The sequence below is a fragment of the Liquorilactobacillus oeni DSM 19972 genome (genome assembly GCF_001436275.1).
Lineage (GTDB): Bacteria > Bacillota > Bacilli > Lactobacillales > Lactobacillaceae > Liquorilactobacillus > Liquorilactobacillus oeni.
This window is the reverse complement of sequence record NZ_AZEH01000039.1, coordinates 263,484-281,362: the sequence shown is the minus strand read 5'-3', so window position 1 is coordinate 281,362 and position 17,879 is coordinate 263,484. Positions and strand designations below refer to the sequence as shown.

The following is a 17,879-nucleotide window of genomic DNA, read 5'->3' as shown; positions in this document are numbered from 1 at the left end:
GCCCGCTTAAAACTTATTAAAATAATTGCTAAATTATAAAAACCGCTTTATTTATCGATATCTTTCATCCAGGCGAGCGCTAAGGCCTTTTCACCTAAATGAACTCCTACTACAGGTCCGATATAACTTAAATCAACCTGGTAATCAGGGTACTTTTTTGCTAATTCTTTCTGCCAAAGCAGAGCGGCATTTTTGTCATTTGCATGAATCACGATTAAGCGAAGCGGGTAACTCACTTTTTGTTGTTCTTTATCAAATACGCTCTCTGCCCTTTTAATGGCTTTTTTCATGGAACGTACCTTATCAAAAGCTATAATTTTATTTGTCTTCCGATCAAAGGTCAGCAAAGGCTTAATTTTAAGTACACTCCCGATAAAAGCAGAAGCATTTGAAAGTCTTCCTCCACGAACAAGATTCTGTAGATCGTCTACAATAAAGCACTCATTTGTAGTATCCCGCAACTTGCGCAGATGTTCAAGGATCGTCTCAACATCAGCTCCCTTTTTAGCCATTCGAGCAGCCGCAATAACCATGTTGCCCATCAGCATAACAGTGATTTTAGAATCAAACGGATAAACCTTTGTTTCTTTAATTTCACCAGCCATACTTTTTAATGACTGTACAAAACCGGAGATTGATGCTGCCAAGTGAATACTGATAACTGCATCGTATCCTTTTTTTCCAAGTTCTTCGTAAAATTTAATCATTTCTCCAATTGGAGGCTGCGAAGTACTTGGAAATGTTTGAGATGTTCTTAGCTTTTGATAGAATTCTTCAGTTGAAATATCCACGCCTTCTTTGTAGACATGATTATCTATAATCACAGGTATTGGGATTACATAAATGTCATTTTCAGCAATCTGTTCCTGTGACAAGTATGCTGTACTGTCAGTAACAACAGCGATTTTCATTAAATGTGCACCTACTCTTTGCATTTTCTTTATATCAGTTATCATACCATAAATCTATTTACTGGGCTAGGACACCCAAACAGCTGTCCTTATCAGATACGTTCCATACTGGTATTTAGTCGATTTAATAAGATTTTCAAAAGATCTTGCTCTTCTTTTGACCAGTGTCTGAAAAGTTTTTCATTAAAGTTCTGGAACTCTTTTTTCATTTGAAAAATTGCACCCGTACCTTTTTTTGTTACTTCATAAACAAAATACCGTCTCCCGGGTTTCCCTTCGTCTTGAGAAGACTTGACCACAAATTCTTTTGCGGTGAGACGTGCTAATTGTCTGCTTAAAGTTGAAACGTTCAGTTGCATCAGCATAGAGAGCTTTTCTTGTGTAGCTACTTTTTTATCGATGTTTACTAATAACTGCCATTCAGCAAACGTTAAACCGACTTTTCGTGTCAAACCGACTACTCTTTCATGATACTGCCGTTCAAGTTCAAGCAAACTTTCTATACAAGATTTCATGAAAATATTTCTCCTTCCAAATTATAATATGTAATATGCAAATAACTTCTCCATTATTACGTATTGTCATATTTCTGGCAACTCAAAAGCTCAAAAGCAAAAAATATTTCTTCGTTTTGCTTCTTTGCGCATTTGGGACAATAAAGGTACAATTATATTCAGCAAATTTGTTAAGAAAGAGAGTTGAGTTTAATGCCCTTTGATGGACTTTTCACGCGTGCAATGATTAACGAGTTGGACGCACAATTAAGCAGTGGTCGTGTTGCTAAGATTTCACAACCTTTTCCTAACGAAATAATCTTGACAATCCGCGCGCAACGGCATAATTATCCATTATTGCTTTCTGCTCACCCAAGCTATGCGAGATTTCAAGTAACCACACTTCCGTATAATAACCCACCAGTTCCTACTAATTTTACAATGATGCTGCGTAAGTATCTAGAAGGCGCAATCTTGACAAAAATTTCCCAATTAGATAATGATCGAGTTGCGTACTTGCATTTTAACACTCGCAATGAACTAGGGGATCAGTTCTCACTTCTTTTAAGTATTGAGATCATGGGAAGATACAGCAACATCGTCTTAATCGATCAAAGAGAAGAAAAAATCATTGATACAATTAAACATATCGGGCCTGGTCAAAATAGATATCGTACGCTTCTTCCAGGTGCACGGTACCTAGAACCACCAAAACAAGATAAGCTTAATCCTTATACAGATCAAAGCAAGAGGTTCGAACAGTTGATGAAAACATATCCTAATAGAGAAATATTAGCTGTACAACTTCAAAAAAATTATCAAGGTTTTTCTCGTGAACATTCCCTGTTCTTTGCTGACAAGCTGCATGAGTATGCAGCCTCGCCGGACCAGGGCTGGAACATATGCTTGAATTATGTTAAAAGACCTACTCCCGTGATAGTTGCAGAAGGCAAAAAAAAATCATTTTCATTTTTACCTTATGCAAAAATTGTCATTCAAGCAACTGCTCCTACCTTAAGCAGCCTGTTAGACTTGTACTACCAAGATAAAGCCACTGCTGATCGTGTACAGCAGCAAGGTGCACAACTTTTTCATCTCGTTAAGCTTAATCTGCAAAAGAATAAGAAAAAGTTGAAAAAGCTGAAACAAACACTGGCCTCGACACAAAAAGCAGACCAATTTCGTGTCAAGGGAGAATTGCTTACTACCTATCTCAATCGGGTTAAGCGAGGAATGAAAGGCATTGAATTACCGAATTTTTATGATAACGAAAAAAAAATAACTATTTCACTTTCAAATCAGCTTTCACCTTCTCAAAACGCGCAAAAATATTTTAAAAAATATCAGAAACTAAAAAATGCTGTGGTTTATGTCACAAAACAAATTACTCTTGCCCAAAAAGAACTTGAGTATTTTGAAGAACTTGAGACGCAGCTGGAGCTTGCTGATCCCCAGGACCTCCCGGATATTAAGTTGGAACTGCAACAGCAAGGATATCTCAAAGCTCAAAAACGCAATAAAAGCGGTAAGACGCGTAAAAATAAACCCAGTTCTCCAGCTACTTTTTTTGCAAGTGATCATACTAAAATATCAGTCGGTAAAAACAACTTACAAAATGACCGGTTGACATTAAAAGTTGCCCATAAGAACGATATTTGGCTCCATGCCAAGAATATTCATGGAGCGCACGTTATTATTCATAGTGAATCTCCCAGTGAAAAAACGTTGCTGGAAGCAGCAACACTTGCAGCTTATTACTCTAAGTCACGATCTTCAGCCAATGTACCGGTAGATTACGTTACAGTTCGCAAAGTCCATAAACCTAATGGGGCTAAACCAGGTTTTGTAATTTACGAAGGTCAGCAAACCCTTTTTGTAACTCCATCCGCGGAAAAAATCGCAGGACTACAAAAAAATAAATAGAATTGCTGGGTAACTTTTAACCATAGTTCATCATTAGTGTCTCAATAAATCCTAAAACAGGGACTAATTCAAAAGTTAACTTTCAAATCAGCCCTTGTTTTTAATTTGAAATATACGAATTATAAACATACTTTGGCCTTAACTATGAGTAATTCGTGGTTAATGCTCCTCAAAGCCTAACGGCTATCGGCATATTTTCTTAGCTTCTTGAGGTTCAAATCTTTCATTTTCGGTGTTGGTACCCTAGTTAAAGTCATGTTTTTTCTTTTCTATTTATCTCTTTCACATAACAAAAATAACTAAAAAAGATCTAGTTTAAAGGAGTGAACTTAATCAATTCTTTAAGGCTAGATTTTTTTAATTTTTCTATGGACCAAATACTAATCTATCGATCAAATACTAAATAGATCAGTGTTGGTTATGCAGTTTTTATTCTTTTAGCTCTGGAAACCAATTTACAGAAACAGGATTTCCTTGTGAAAGCGGATCAAGTATAAACGAGCCGTTTGAATAACGATCTCCAAATGGATGTGTCAGTGGAGCTAAAGTAACTTTCTGACCTTTATCCGTTATAATTTCCATTTTAGAAGCTGATTTTAATTCTATAACAATCTCAATGCGATGCGGATTACGTTTAAGTTCACGCAGAATCTGTACACCCTTCCTTGCACGCGTGGTGGCAGAGACTTCCGCAACTTTCATCCGCTTGAAGGCTCCACGCTGAGTAATAATACCCAGTTGAGCATCCTCGTCTACTATCAAAGCTGCAGCAAGATAATCATCTTTTAATGAAATTGCACGAACACCAGCTGCTCTAGGACCGTTTACCGGAACTTCATCTAAAGGATAACGCAGCCCATAGCCATTATGAGTAGCTGCAAAAACAAATTTATTTGCAGCTACCTCTTCTGGGACATAGGTCACATTCAAAAGCTGATCACTTTTTGTCTTAAGTTTCATACACATACTTGCACGTGTTCTATAAGTTCTGCCTGGTTTCAAGTCTGAAAGTACAGTCTGCTTAATAAGCCCTTCCTTAGTCACTAGTACAAAATTTCCCTTTTCCTCAAAACTTTTAAAACAAAAAGCTGCTAAAATACTTTCATCTGCCGCTAATCCAACTGTTTGAGAAAGATGCTTACCGGTATCTTTCCATTTATCCTCCGGAATCTCATGAATTGGACGATAAATCAGATTACCTTCATCTGTAAAAATCAAGAGGTTGTCTAAAGTATTTACTATTCCTTGGTAAATTACTTTATCTTCTTCTTTTAATCCATTCTCCCTTGGACCTGAAGCCTTGAATGAACGCAGTGAACTGCGTTTTAAATAACCATCGCGACTGACCAGCAGCATCACATCTTCTGGTGCAACCATTACTTCAGTTTCAATTTTAAGTTGCTGTACCTCTTTTTGAATAATTGTTTTTCGAGCCGTTGTGTATTCTTTATCAACTATCAGCAGTTCTTTTTTTATAACTTTATCAAGTTCATTAGGATCGCTTAAAATCAACTCGAAATTGCTAATTTTTTTATGAAGTTCCTCGTATTCAGCTTGTAAAGCTGTTACATCAGTGTTCGTTAACCGATAAAGCTGTAACGACACGATTGCTTCAGCCTGTTCTTCGGTAAAATCATATTGAATAACTAAATTATCCTTTGCGTCTTTTTTATTTTTGCTGGCGCGAATTGTTTTGATTACTTCATCCAAAATAGATAAAGCTTTAATTAAACCTTTGACAATATGTTCTCTTTGCCTTGACTTTTCGAGGTCGAATTCCGTTCGTTTGCGGGTAACTGTCCTTTGGTGCGCCAGATATGCATCTAGAATGTCCTTCAAACCGACAAGTTCCGGACGTTTGTTGTTGATTGCTACCATGTTGAAGTTATAAGAAATCTGCAGATCAGTATTCTTAAATAAATAGTTCAGAATTCCTTTAGTATTGGCATTACGTTTTAACTCAACTACAACCCTTAGGCCTTCACGATCACTTTCGTCACGAACCTCTGCGATCCCTTCCACTTTTCTTAAAAGACGGATTTCATCCATTCTTTTTACTAAAAGAGCTTTGTTAACTTCGTATGGAATCTCATTAATAACAATCTGCTCCTTGCCTCCGCGCAGCTGTTCAGTCTGCGTTTTAGCACGTAAGACAACCTTACCGCGCCCAGTAGTATAAGCTTTGATAATTCCATCAATTCCTTGGGCTATGCCGCCGGTAGGAAAATCAGGTCCCTTTACAAACTCCATCAGCTTTTCTAAGCTGGCATTCGGGTGTTTCATTAGGTAAGTTAGCGCTTGAATCGTCTCATGCAGATTATGCGGTGGAATCTCTGTTGCATATCCTGCAGAAATTCCAGTAGCTCCGTTGACCAGTAAATTAGGAAAACGAGAAGGCAGGACAGTTGGTTCCATTTCTGTATCATCAAAGTTAGGCACGAACCCAACCGTCTTTTTTTCAATATCGCGAAGCATCTCAGTTGAAATCTTGCTTAAGCGTGCTTCTGTGTATCGCATTGCTGCCGGCGGATCTCCATCCATGGAACCGTTATTACCGTGCATCTCTATTAAGGGTTCACGTAGTTTCCATGACTGGCTCATTCTAACCATCGCTTCATAAATAGAGCTATCACCATGCGGATGAAAGTTGCCCATTACATTACCCACAGATTTAGCAGACTTGCGAAATCCTTTTTCATAGGTGTTTCCGTCTTGGTTCATTGCATACAAGATTCTTCTTTGAACGGGTTTCAAACCATCGCGAATATCCGGCAGAGCCCGTTCTTGAATAATATATTTGGAATAGCGTCCGAAACGTTCGCCCATAACTGATTCAAGCGAAAGTTCTTGGATATTATCTTCTTGCATAACTAAAGCCCACCTTCTTCTTCAACACTTGACTGGTTATCATTTTGTATTCCATGAGCACCCTCTACTACTGCATTATCTAAGAGGCTGCCATCTTCTTCTAAAGTAAACTTTACGTTCTTTTCAATCCACTTGCGCCGCGGTTCAACCTTATCTCCCATCAAAGTAGTAACCCGTTTTTCAGCAAGCGCATCATCTTCAATCTTAACGCGTACCAAAGTTCTTGTATCAGGGTTCATAGTGGTTTCCCAAAGCTGGTCGGCGTTCATCTCACCCAACCCTTTAAATCTTTGCAGAGTGTAACCCTTTTTCATTTCTTTACTTGCGTGATGCAATTCTTCATCTGTCCAAGCATACTTGATTACTAGCTTGTTTTTGACCTTCTTTTGCAGTTTGTACAACGGTGGAAGCGCGATATAAACTTTGCCGGTTTTAATCATCGGACGCATATATTTATAAAAAAAGGTAAGTAAGAGGGTTTGAATATGAGCCCCATCTGTATCTGCATCAGTCATAATAATGACTTTATCGTAATTGGCATCTGCTAAGTTGAAATCTGTACCGACACCGGCACCGATGGTATAAATCATTGTGTTGATTTCTTCATTTTTCATTATTTCTGGTAATTTGGCTTTTTCAGTATTTAAGACCTTGCCACGAAGCGGCAATATAGCCTGAAACTTGCGATCACGTCCCTGCTTAGCAGAACCGCCGGCAGAATCACCTTCAACTAAAAACAATTCATTGCGCTTAGCATTTTTTGACTGAGCTGGAGTCAGCTTGCCTGAAAGAAGACGTTCCTTTTTATGTTTACGTTTACCAGTCCGGCTTTCATCCCGTGCTTTGCGTGCTGCTTCACGAGCCTCACGGGCTTTCAAAGATTTGCGTACCAGTTCTTGTGCAAACTCACCATTTTCCATCAAATAATAGCCCAGCTGCTCGCTAACAACACTATCAACAATCGAGCGGGCTTCCGGAGTACCTAATTTACTTTTTGTCTGCCCTTCAAACTGCAGCAATTCTTCGGGAATTCTGACAGAAATTACTGCTGCCAATCCTTCTCGAACATCGCTTCCTTCAAGGTTCTTATCTTTTCCTTTTAAAAGTTCAACTTGGCGTGCGTAGTCATTAAAAGCCTTGGTCCAAGCAGATCGCATCCCTGCTTCATGTGTTCCGCCATCTTTTGTACGTACATTGTTGACAAATGACAGCAAGCTTTCAGAATAGCCATCATTATATTGTGCTGCAACCTCAACTTCAACACCATCTTTAATGCCATCAAAATACATGACACCTCCCAGCGTATCCTTATCTTCATTCAGATAAGCAACAAATTCTTTAATTCCTTCAGCAAAATGGAATACGTCTTCTTTGCCGGTACGCTCATCATTCAAAGTAATCTTGACGTTTTTCAGCAAAAAAGCAGATTCACGTAAACGCTCTGCTAAAATATCGTAATTATAATTGACAGTTGTAAAGAGTGCAGGGTCAGGTTTAAAAGTTACTGTTGTTCCAGTAGGCTTTTTAGTTTTCCCGAGTTTACGCAGAGTTCCCACTGGATGGCCGCCATTTTCAAAGTCTTCCTCATACTCGTTGCCATCCCTAATTGTTTTAACACTCAAACGGGTAGAGAGCGCATTAACAACGCTTGCCCCCACACCATGTAATCCGCCTGAGGTCTTATAGCCTCCTTGACCAAACTTTCCTCCCGCATGCAAGACAGTAAAAATGACCTCAACTGTGGGAATACCCATAGAGTGCATTCCCACAGGCAAGCCACGACCATGATCGACCACTGTAATACTATTATCCTTATGAATGATAACATTGATTTCATCTCCGAAACCTGAGAGTGCTTCATCAACTGCGTTATCTACTATCTCATACACCAGATGATGCAAGCCGCGGCTATCAGTTGAACCGATATACATCCCTGGTCGTTTGCGAACTGCTTCAAGTCCCTTTAAAACTTGAATAGAATCATCGTTATACTTATTTTTAACCATCTTTAAACCTCTTTGATTTTCTAAATATGTTCACCACTGCATAATTAATAGATCCGTGCATTTAATATGGTTATCTTTATCTATACAGTCCATATGATTACCAATCAATATCATACCCTATCAAATCAGTACCTGTAAAGTTATCCATGCACCCGCTTGTAATTTCGATTAGAAGTATAAAATAAAAATTGTAGCTGAAAGTAAAACAGTGCTAAAATAAGTCGTGTTACTTAAAGGAGGTTACACTGGGGTGGATTCAACAATAATTATTATGCTGGTGATCGCTTATCTTCTAGGATCAATCCCATCTGGTGTCTGGATCGGCAAGATATTTTATGGTAAAGATATCCGCCAATACGGAAGCGGTAATATGGGATCAACCAATACATTCCGCGTTCTAGGCAAAAAAGCAGGGATTGTTGTTCTTTTAGCCGATATGCTGAAGGGAACACTTGCTGCTTGTCAGCCCTATTTTTTTGATTCCCATATCAATGTGCTGATCATTGGATGTGCGGCAGTCATTGGTCATGTCTTTCCGCTTTTCGCGCGTTTTCGTGGCGGCAAAGCAGTTGCTACAAGTGCGGGGATCCTGCTAGCGTATAGCCCGCTTTTTTTCTTAGTTGCATGGATCATCTTCTTAACTACTCTTTATTTTTCAAGCATGGTAAGTATTGCCAGTATGGTTGGAATGACACTGATTACCTTGTTATCAGTATTTTTCTTTCATGACTATATTCTGACAACGATCGCGCTGATCTTAACGATTTTCGTTTTCTACCGCCACAAAGGGAATCTGGAACGAATTCGTAAGGGAAAAGAAAATCTGGTTCCTTTTGGTTTAGTTTACAAGCATCATCAAAAAGGAAAAAAGTAGTTTCTAAAATATTAAAAGACTGAGCTTTTCAAGAGCTCAGTCTTTTTTAAACGATCCGCTAAGAATCCTTACTAAAATACCGTAATAGCATAATTTCCAGTAAATTTTGCATAAGCGGGAAGAGCATGGATAGCTTGCTTTTCGCTTAATTTACCGCTTGCAGTCAAATCATCTGCCAACCCCCACCAAGGTTCGAGACAAACGAACGGTGCATCTGCCGGATATGGAGACCAAATACCGCAATACTGGGCATCTTCCATTTGCAAACGGACACCGCAGTCTTCTTTTTTATTAGTCAGCAAGAGAGTTGTCTGTTCTTCTTGCAACTCCAAAATCACTGCATCTTTGGAAAAAGTTTTTCGACTAAGCGCAATTTGGGCGATATCTTTTATCTGTGCATGGGCTAAATCTGTATAGTTTCCAACCAATCCAATTTGCTTGCGCTTTTTGTACGGTAAAATTTCAACATGATAATTCTCAAAAGAGTCTCCTTCTTTGGTTAAGGGAACGTTAAAAGCTGGGTGTCCCCCGATTGAAAAGTAAAGCTCCTTTGAAGATGGATTTTCAACATTATAACTGACGCTAACCTTATCGCTATATAGCTGGTAAGTAACGCGCAAAATAAAATCGAAGGGGTATTTGCTTTTTGAAACTTCAGAAGAGCTTAACGTGAAAGTAACAAGCTCAGCAGTTTTCTTCGTAAGTGAAAACTGCTGATCACGAGCAAAACCATGCTGATGAAGCTCATAAGATTGTTCTCCAAAACGATAGTGGTCGTCTTTTAAACGACCAACGATTGGAAATAGCACTGGAGCATGTCTACCCCAGAATTTGGGGTCGGCTTGCCAGAGATATTCAATCCGTTTTTCTTTTCCAAAGAGACTGACCATTTCTGCTCCGTTTTCAGTGAAAACAGCTTTAAGTTGTTCGTTCTCCAGAGTAACTGTCACTGTTAACCACACCTGCTTTTCATATTAACATTAGATTAGATACTATAAGATATATTGACTGAGGTCCTTATCCGCAGCAACGTCACCGATTTTATCATTAACGTATGCTTCAGTGATCGTGATTTCTCCCATTTGCATATCCGGTCCTTCAAACAAGATTTCGCCCAACAGTCTTTCAAGAATTGTATGCAAACGGCGAGCCCCTATATTTTCATTTTCATGATTTACACGATAAGCAATTTCTGAAATTCTGCGAACTGCTTCTATCGTAAAAGTAATTTTAATATTATCAGTACCGATCAATGCAATATATTGCTTAATCAAAGCATTGTTAGGCTCTGTTAGAATACGGACAAAATCCTCAGTCTTCAGTTCATCCAGTTCAACCCGAATTGGAAAGCGGCCTTGAAGTTCTGCGATCAAATCGCTGGGTTTGCTTTCATGAAAGGCACCTGAAGCAATAAACAAAATATGATCAGTGTTAACTAGCCCATACTTAGTCTGAACCTGAGAACCTTCCACAATTGGCAGAATATCGCGCTGAACACCTTCGCGAGAAACTTCACCGGCATTTTTTTGCGATTGAGAAGTTACCTTGTCAATTTCGTCAATAAAGATAATTCCGGTATTTTCAGCACGCTTCAAAGCTCGTTCAGCGATGTCAGCTGTATTTACAAGCTTTTCGGATTCTTTTTTAATTAATGCTTCACGTGCCTGTGCAACTGTCATTGTCCGCTCAACTTTCCTAGTTGGCGTTAACGAGCTTAATGCGTCTCCCAAATCAATTCCCATTTGGTTCAGCATCCCGTTTTGTCCTTGAAACTTACGGGTTGGATCATCAACCTTAAGCGTTACTTCCTGGTTCTCCAATTGACCGCGTTTAAGCTGCTCGCTTACAGATAAGCGTTCGTCGCGTACCTGGTCTGTGACTTCTTCTTCAACCGGCTGTCCTTGACCAAAGTTAGCAGGCATTTTTCCGCTTTGCAAATCCTGCAGCATTTGCACAAAGTTTTGCTGTTCGTTATTTTGCTTTTTCTTTTCCTTTCTTTTGGCCGGCACAAGCAGTTTAATTAATTGTTTTTCCGCATTTCTGCTTGCTTCGGGGCGGACCTGCTTAAATTCACTTTCTTCTTCTATTTTATATGAAACTTCTACTAAGTCGCGTACCATTGATTCTACATCACGTCCAACATAGCCGACTTCAGTAAACTTTGTTGCTTCGACCTTAACGAAGGGTGCCTGTACGATTTTAGCCAGACGGCGAGCAATTTCAGTTTTCCCGACCCCAGTAGGCCCGATCATTAAAACGTTTTTGGGCGTAATCTCTTCTTGCATCTGCCCGGATAACTGCATTCTGCGATAACGGTTACGTAAAGCAACTGCAATTGCCTTTTTAGCTTCATCTTGCCCGATTACATATTCATCAAGTTCTTTAACTATTTGTTTAGGTGTTTTATCAATCGGATTCATTTAACAAAGTCCCTCCTACATCAATTTTAAAGTTCTTCAGCAATAATATTATGGTTAGTAAAAATATCGATATCGCCAGCAATTCCAATCGCTTCTTTGGCAATTTCAACGGCACTCATCTCAGCAGAATGCTTCTTCATTGCTTTAGCTGCCGCCAATGCATAATTTCCACCAGATCCAATCGCGAGTATCTCGTCATCAGGAGCAATTACTTCCCCGCTGCCTGATACCATCAACAACTCATTCTTATCCATAACGATTAAAAGTGCTTCCAGCTTTTGCAAAGTCTGGTCACTGCGCCATTCCTGGGCCAATTCGACAGCTGCACGCTGCAAATTGCCGCTATATTCATTCAGCTTTTTTTCAAAACGTTCTTCAAGGTTAAAGGCATCGGCAACACTTCCGGCAAAACCGACTACAACTTTATTGTTATATATTCTGCGAACTTTACGTGCCGTTCCCTTCATCACTACTTTTTCACCCATTGTGACCTGTCCGTCTCCTGCCATTGCAGTATGTCCATTATGACGAACTGCACAAATTGTTGTTGCGTGAAAAGAAATTCCTGCCATCTTTATTTCCTCCTAAAATGTTCAACTGTTTTTCGTTTGTCATCTGTTCTTAAGCTCGTGGGAAAAACTTGCGATAATCCCGTTGCAGATGCTCTTTAGTAACATGTGTGTAAATTTGTGTGGTTGATAAACTGCTATGTCCCAGAAGCTCCTGTACTGCACGCAGATCTGCACCATTATTCATCATGTGGGTTGCAAACGTATGCCGCAGTTCGTGTGGATGAATTTGAGTTGTTAAACTGCTTCTGGAAACGATTTTTCTTAAAATATATGCTACTCCAGCAGTCGTTAACGGATCACCATAGTGATTTATAAAAACTGCATCATGTTCTCTGTGATATTTCTCCATCAATGGGGTTCTTGTTACGGTAAAATACCGCTGCAAAGCGCGTTGACAATATCCTCCAAAGGGAACATAGCGGTCCTTGCTGCCCTTTCCGTGAAGAAGCATTGCTTTCATCTCCATATCAACAGCCTGGACTGTCAGTCCTGTACATTCACTTACTCGCATACCGGTATCGTAAAGAGCCTCAAGCAAGGCATTATCACGAATCAGCATCGGTTCGTCTCCTTGAGTCGCTTCAAAAAGAGCGTTCATCTCTTTTTCATAAAAAAAATGCGGTAAGGGGCGCGGATGGCGTTTAAGCTGGACATAAGAAAAGGGATTATGGTCAGCATATCCGTTTTTTTCAAGGAAATGGTAAAAAGACCGCAGACTAGAAAGCATCCTAGCAATTGAAGTAGCTTGATAATCACAATCATACAAATAACTCATAAAAACGTGGACGTCAAAGCGGGTAATATTCTTAAAAGAAGAAACTCCGCCATTTTCTGCAATAAAACCACAAAATATTTTCAAATCATCAGTATACGCCTTGAGCGTATCAGGCGAATAACGACGTTCCACACTAAGATATTGTTTAAAATCATTAAGCCATTCTTGCTCCATCAAAAAACCTCCATCTTAACGCTACTACTTTAGCATAAAAAATGGAGGAACGCCTTATCTTAGGCATAATTTTATAAAGAACTAAGAAACGTTTTTTATTTAAAGAAAGCGACTACTTTTGAATGGCTTCAGTATAATCACAGTGGCTGCACTTGACTTGAAGACCTTTTTTAAGTTTCTTTTCCACCAAATAATGCTGGCATTTAGGGCAATTACGCCCAACTGGTTTATCCCAAGATACAAAATCACATTCTGGATAACGTGAACATCCATAAAAAACCCGGTTCTTTTTAGACTTGCGTTCCAAAATCTGACCTTTGTGACACTGCGGACATTCAACTCCAATTTCTTTTGTAATCGGCTTAGTATTCCGACAATCCGGAAAACGGCTGCATGCATAAAACTTTCCATAGCGTCCCATTTTGATTACTAATGGCGCTCCGCAAATATCACAATTAATTCCAGCTGGCTCATCCTTAATTTTAACTTTAGCCATTTGTTCATTTGCTTCTTCGACTTCTTTTGAAAAAGGATGGTAAAACTGGTCAATTACCTTCACCCATTCTTGTTTTCCCTCTTCAATCTCATCTAGCTGATCTTCTAATTGTGCTGTAAAATCAACATTTAAAATATCTGGAAAACATTTTTCAATCATAGCATTTACAATCTCACCCAACTCGGTAGGCTCGAACTTGCGTGCCGTGAGTTTAACATAGTAGCGTTTTTGAATAGTTCCAAGGGTTGGTGCATATGTGGAAGGCCGGCCAACACCATTTTCTTCCAGTGTTTTAATTAAGGCAGCTTCGCTATAACGTGCGGGTGGGAGCGTAAAATGCTGATTAGGCTGATTTTGTACCAGCTTGACTGTTTCACCCGTTGCTAAATCCGGCAAAATGTTATCCTTGCGTTTGCTTTCAGCATAGACTTTTGTAAAACCTGGAAATTTCATTTTTGAACCTCTGGCCCGATACATGACCTTATTTTGTTCTATGTCAACACTCATTGTATCAACGATCGCCGGGGTCATTTGACTGGCAACAAAACGTGACCAGACTAAAGAATAAAGTTTGAATTGATCCCTGCTCAAAAAATCTTTTAAAGATTCTGGAGTCCTGTTTACTGAAGAAGGCCGAATTGCTTCGTGGGCGTCCTGTGCGCCTTCTGCCAACTTGCCCTTGCGTGGTTTGACTGCTGCATACTCAGGTCCATGAGTCTCTGTAATAAAAGCTGCTGCTTCGTGCTTAGCAATATCAGAAATTCGCGTTGAATCCGTACGCATATAAGTGATTAAACCAGCAACGCCACCCTTACCGATATTAATTCCTTCGTAAAGCTGCTGAGCAATCATCATTGTTTTTTGTGTCCGAAAATTCAGCGTATTATTAGCAGTCTGTTGCATTGTACTGGTAGTAAACGGCAGTGCTGGGAACCGTTTACGTTCCTTCTTTTCGATCTTTGTAATAGTAAAAGGTTTCTTTGGTTCTATTCTTTTTACTACCTGCTGAACTTCTTCGTTATTATTTAATTTGAGTTTTTTGCCGTTAATTCCATAAAAATCAGCTTCAAACTTTGTTCTGCCATGCTGGAACTGTGAATCAATCGTCCAGTATTCCTGCGGTTTAAAGGCTCGAATTTCCTTTTCCCTTTTAATAATAAGATTAAGAGCAATCGATTGTACCCGCCCGGCACTTAAACCTTTTTTAATCTTAGACCATAAAAGCGGACTGATTGAGTATCCGACCAGACGATCAAGAATCCGTCGGGCTTGTTGTGCGTCAACGAGATTCATATCAATTGCACGCGGATTTTTAAAAGAATTTTTAACTGCATCTTTTGTAATTTCGTTAAAAACAACCCGGTTTTTATCTTTTGGATCCAGCCCAAGAATATAGGAAAGATGCCACGCAATTGCTTCTCCTTCACGGTCAGGATCGGCTGCCAGATAAACACGCTGGGCTTTTTTGGCTTCTTTTCTAAGCTCTTTTATTACATCGCCTTTTCCACGAATAGAAATGTAGTGCGGTTCATAGTCTGCATCAACATTGACACCCATTTTGCTTTTAGGCAGATCACGAATATGTCCTAGACTGGCCATTACCTTATAGCGAGTGCCTAAATATTTTTCAATTGTTTTAGCTTTTGAAGGTGATTCAACAATCACCAAATTCTTTTTTGTTTTTCTTCTTGTTTTTGTCTTTTTCTGGACCTTTGGCATAGACCAAACTCCTTTGATTATAATTCATTTTAACTGATAAAAATCGGTAATAATGTTATGCTATTAAGCCCATTTTTGTCAAGTATTAAGAAATTCTTCGATAATGTCTTGCGCTTTAAGTACCGGTTTTGCACCAGCTAAAATAAGTTCATTCGTACCTACTGAAAGCGTAGAAGTAATTGGACCCGGCACTGCCAAAACATTGCGATTTTCTTGCAATGCCAGATTGGCGGTAATTAAACTGCCGCTATGATGTTTTGCCTCAACTACCAGTGTTGTTTGTGCTAGACCTGCAATAATTCGGTTGCGGGCTGGAAAATGATATTTTCTAGGCTGCACTCCTAATCCATATTCACTCAGCAGCAAACCGGAGCGTGCAATCTGCTGTTGCAGTTCACGATTCTGCTTTGGATAAAAAACATCCAAACCGCTCCCTATAACCGCTATTGTTTTTCCGCCGTTAAAAATAGTTTGCCGATGGCAAAGACTGTCGACTCCATTTGCTAAACCGCTAAGGGTTACAATACCAGAAGAAATAACTTCTGGCAACAAAACACGTAAGACAGTCTGCGCATAATTCGAGTTTTGACGGGCTCCAACGATTGCCAAAATCAAGGGTTTATTAAGTAACCCAAGGTCACCCCTGCAAAATAAAACATTCGGTGGATCATATATTTCACGTAACTGTGGCGGATATTCCTTATCAAATAAGGTAATAATATGGCTATGATAATAATTTCGATCCACCATCAGTTCAAATTCTGATGAAGAAAATTTTTTCCAAAAAGAAAAGGTTGCAGCAGCACTAAGTCCCAAAATGGTTTCCAATTCTCTTTTTTGCGGGATCCGTTGCTTGTCTTTGATCCAAATGTAAACATGGTTAAGCGTTCTTGTCCCAACTATGCTACTTAGGTGAAGTCGTATGAATAATTCTTTTGCGTCCACTAAAAAACTCTCCTTTGCGTTGTTTAAGATAAGCTACGCAAAAGAGAAGATAACCGCAAAAAGCTATTACAAAAAGTGTGAACGAAGCGGTTCAAATGTTTTCCGATGAAGCGGTGTAATCCCATACTTTGCAACTGCCTGCAAATGTTTTGGGGTCCCATAACCGTCGTTATGTCTAAAATCGTATTCGGGATAAATCCTATCATAAAATGACATAAGATGGTCACGACAAACTTTTGCAACGATACTCGCAGCAGCAACACTTATACTCTTAGAATCTGCTTTAACAAGTCGCAATTGCGGCAGTTGGCTGTCAATCTGCATTGCATCTATGATCAGCTGTTGCGGTTGAATTCTTAAAGCCTCGACTGCATGCAGCATAGCAACTCTGGTAGCCTGATAGATATTGATTTGATCAATCATTTGGTTACTGACTGTCCCAACAGCGACAGCTAGCGCCTGATTTAAAATCTTATCATAGAGCTCTTCTCTTTTACTAACAGACAAAGTTTTAGAATCATTGACTTCTATTAAGTCGAAATCATGCGGTAAAATGACAGCTGCGGCTACAACCGGTCCTGCCAGCGGTCCTCGACCGACTTCATCAATTCCCGCAACAAGCCGATATCCTTGTTTCCAAAAACTTCGTTCATATTCAAACCGTTTTTTGAAAGCTTTAACACGCTGTGCGGCTTTCAGCTTTTTTTTTGTATAACATACTAATTGTTGTTGTACACCTTTACGTGAATCAGTTTTTAACTGGGTTAAAAAAGCAGCTGATGGTTCTTGTGTCAATTTTTCTTTAACTTCTGCAATTGTTAATTTAACATTTACCATTCGTTCATCTTCTCTTAATTAACTATCTTGCGGAACCTGATCAAGAGTATATCTGCCCAATTTTCCCCTGCGGCAGTCTAAAATCATGCGTTCGCTTGCTCGGTCGTAATCATCTCGCATGCCAATCTTTTGTGTAATCAGCAATAAAAGCTCCGGCAAACTTTCTTCAAGATCTTGGTTCTCAAGTTTATACCGTTCCTGCAGCTTTTTAGGAGCATCTGTGATAAAGTGTTCGAGCATATATAACGCCACATCATCTTTTGCATAGAGCGTGTCTTTGATGGCACCAGTTAAAGCTAATTTTTTCCCCACTAATGGATCTTCAAATTTAGGCCATAAAATACCTGGTGTATCTAGCAATAAGAGGTTTTCACCTGCTTTAAGCCACTGTTGTGCTTTGGTAATCCCCGGCCGGTTCCCTACTTGAGCCGCTCTTCGTTTCAACAATTGATTTAACAAAGTGGATTTGCCAACATTAGGAATTCCGATACACATTGCTTTGATTCTTTTGTGAACGATTCCCCTCTTTCGTTGGGTTTCTAATTTATCTTTTAAAACTGTGTAGATTTTTTGCTCTAAGGTATGCAGGTCTCCCTTTTGACTATTTACTGCAATTGCTGGTTGCTTTTTACCCTCATAATAATTTACCCAGCGATGTGTAATCTGTGAGTCTGCTAAATCCGCCTTCGTTAAAACCATAATACTGGGCTTATTCTGCAAAATTTCCACTAGTTGCGGATTTCGAGAAGATTCCGGAAGCCGCGCATCAACCAGTTCGAGTACGATATCAACCTGTTTCACATTCTCCTTGACTTGACGCAATGCTTTAGCCATATGTCCAGGGAACCATTGTATAACTGCCATA

Annotated in this window: 14 protein-coding genes; 2 read left to right on the top strand and 12 right to left on the bottom strand. The window is 39.4% G+C overall.

Annotated features, from left to right (window positions below):
• Positions 1–47: 47 nt before the first annotated feature.
• Both FD46_RS06515 and FD46_RS06510 read right to left on the bottom strand, forming a co-directional pair.
• A complete protein-coding gene (locus FD46_RS06515; protein ID WP_057896353.1) occupies positions 48–911 on the bottom strand; it encodes a DegV family protein in 864 nt (287 codons plus the stop codon).
• A gap of 92 nt (positions 912–1,003) precedes the next feature.
• A complete protein-coding gene (locus FD46_RS06510; protein WP_057896352.1) occupies positions 1,004–1,426 on the bottom strand; it encodes a MarR family winged helix-turn-helix transcriptional regulator in 423 nt (140 codons plus the stop codon).
• A 192-nt stretch (positions 1,427–1,618) separates the two neighbouring features.
• On the opposite strand from FD46_RS06510, the gene FD46_RS06505 reads away from it, so the two are divergent.
• On the top strand, positions 1,619–3,328 hold the full coding sequence (locus tag FD46_RS06505) for an Rqc2 family fibronectin-binding protein (RefSeq protein ID WP_057896351.1): 1,710 nt from the start codon (positions 1,619–1,621) through the stop codon (positions 3,326–3,328).
• 429 nt (positions 3,329–3,757) lie between these two features.
• Here the strand turns inward: FD46_RS06505 and parC are convergent, their stop codons facing one another.
• Both parC and parE read right to left on the bottom strand, forming a co-directional pair.
• Positions 3,758–6,196 carry a DNA topoisomerase IV subunit A gene (gene parC / locus FD46_RS06500; RefSeq protein WP_057896350.1) on the bottom strand — a complete coding sequence of 813 codons (2,439 nt, stop codon included), beginning with the start codon at positions 6,194–6,196 and terminating at the stop codon, positions 3,758–3,760.
• Between the two features lie 2 nt (positions 6,197–6,198).
• Positions 6,199–8,202 carry a DNA topoisomerase IV subunit B gene (gene parE, locus FD46_RS06495; protein WP_057896349.1) on the bottom strand — a complete coding sequence of 668 codons (2,004 nt, stop codon included), beginning with the start codon at positions 8,200–8,202 and terminating at the stop codon, positions 6,199–6,201.
• 250 nt (positions 8,203–8,452) lie between these two features.
• Between parE and plsY the strand changes: the two genes are divergently transcribed.
• Positions 8,453–9,076 carry a glycerol-3-phosphate 1-O-acyltransferase PlsY gene (gene plsY, locus FD46_RS06490; protein ID WP_057896348.1) on the top strand — a complete coding sequence of 208 codons (624 nt, stop codon included), beginning with the start codon at positions 8,453–8,455 and terminating at the stop codon, positions 9,074–9,076.
• Positions 9,077–9,147: 71 nt separating this feature from the next.
• Here the strand turns inward: plsY and FD46_RS06485 are convergent, their stop codons facing one another.
• From FD46_RS06485 to ylqF, 8 genes are all read right to left on the bottom strand, one after another.
• The gene (locus FD46_RS06485; protein ID WP_057896347.1) at positions 9,148–10,026 is read right to left on the bottom strand and encodes an aldose 1-epimerase family protein; all 879 of its coding nucleotides are present in this window, start codon (positions 10,024–10,026) and stop codon (positions 9,148–9,150) included.
• A 42-nt stretch (positions 10,027–10,068) separates the two neighbouring features.
• Positions 10,069–11,496 (bottom strand): ATP-dependent protease ATPase subunit HslU, encoded by a 1,428-nt coding sequence (gene hslU / locus FD46_RS06480; RefSeq protein WP_057896346.1) that lies wholly within the window; start codon positions 11,494–11,496, stop codon positions 10,069–10,071.
• A gap of 26 nt (positions 11,497–11,522) precedes the next feature.
• Positions 11,523–12,068, bottom strand: coding sequence for an ATP-dependent protease subunit HslV (gene hslV / locus FD46_RS06475; protein ID WP_057896345.1), 546 nt, complete (start codon positions 12,066–12,068; stop codon positions 11,523–11,525).
• A 49-nt stretch (positions 12,069–12,117) separates the two neighbouring features.
• Complete coding sequence (gene xerC, locus FD46_RS06470) at positions 12,118–13,017, bottom strand: tyrosine recombinase XerC (RefSeq protein WP_057896344.1); 900 nt, start codon at positions 13,015–13,017, stop codon at positions 12,118–12,120.
• 112 nt (positions 13,018–13,129) lie between these two features.
• Positions 13,130–15,232 carry a type I DNA topoisomerase gene (gene topA, locus FD46_RS06465; protein ID WP_057896343.1) on the bottom strand — a complete coding sequence of 701 codons (2,103 nt, stop codon included), beginning with the start codon at positions 15,230–15,232 and terminating at the stop codon, positions 13,130–13,132.
• A 78-nt stretch (positions 15,233–15,310) separates the two neighbouring features.
• Entirely contained in the window at positions 15,311–16,177 is an 867-nt protein-coding gene (gene dprA, locus FD46_RS06460) for a DNA-processing protein DprA (RefSeq protein ID WP_057896342.1), read from the bottom strand.
• A gap of 66 nt (positions 16,178–16,243) precedes the next feature.
• Entirely contained in the window at positions 16,244–17,014 is a 771-nt protein-coding gene (locus tag FD46_RS06455) for a ribonuclease HII (protein WP_057896341.1), read from the bottom strand.
• A gap of 18 nt (positions 17,015–17,032) precedes the next feature.
• The gene (gene ylqF / locus FD46_RS06450) at positions 17,033–17,878 is read right to left on the bottom strand and encodes a ribosome biogenesis GTPase YlqF (RefSeq protein ID WP_057896340.1); all 846 of its coding nucleotides are present in this window, start codon (positions 17,876–17,878) and stop codon (positions 17,033–17,035) included.
• Position 17,879 lies beyond the last annotated feature (1 nt).

Bases quoted from the DNA above. Each gene is read 5' to 3' on its own strand.
- hslU (WP_057896346.1), bottom strand. From the start codon at position 11,496: ATGAATCCGATTGATAAAACACCTAAACAAATAGTTAAAGAACTTGAT.
- FD46_RS06510 (WP_057896352.1), bottom strand. From the start codon at position 1,426: ATGAAATCTTGTATAGAAAGTTTGCTTGAACTTGAACGGCAGTATCAT.
- hslV (WP_057896345.1), bottom strand. From the start codon at position 12,068: ATGGCAGGAATTTCTTTTCACGCAACAACAATTTGTGCAGTTCGTCAT.
- FD46_RS06455 (WP_057896341.1), bottom strand. From the start codon at position 17,014: ATGGTAAATGTTAAATTAACAATTGCAGAAGTTAAAGAAAAATTGACA.
- FD46_RS06505 (WP_057896351.1), top strand. From the start codon at position 1,619: ATGCCCTTTGATGGACTTTTCACGCGTGCAATGATTAACGAGTTGGAC.
- FD46_RS06515 (WP_057896353.1), bottom strand. From the start codon at position 911: ATGAAAATCGCTGTTGTTACTGACAGTACAGCATACTTGTCACAGGAA.
- parE (WP_057896349.1), bottom strand. From the start codon at position 8,202: ATGGTTAAAAATAAGTATAACGATGATTCTATTCAAGTTTTAAAGGGA.
- ylqF (WP_057896340.1), bottom strand. From the start codon at position 17,878: ATGGCAGTTATACAATGGTTCCCTGGACATATGGCTAAAGCATTGCGT.
- xerC (WP_057896344.1), bottom strand. From the start codon at position 13,017: ATGGAGCAAGAATGGCTTAATGATTTTAAACAATATCTTAGTGTGGAA.
- topA (WP_057896343.1), bottom strand. From the start codon at position 15,232: ATGCCAAAGGTCCAGAAAAAGACAAAAACAAGAAGAAAAACAAAAAAG.
- parC (WP_057896350.1), bottom strand. From the start codon at position 6,196: ATGCAAGAAGATAATATCCAAGAACTTTCGCTTGAATCAGTTATGGGC.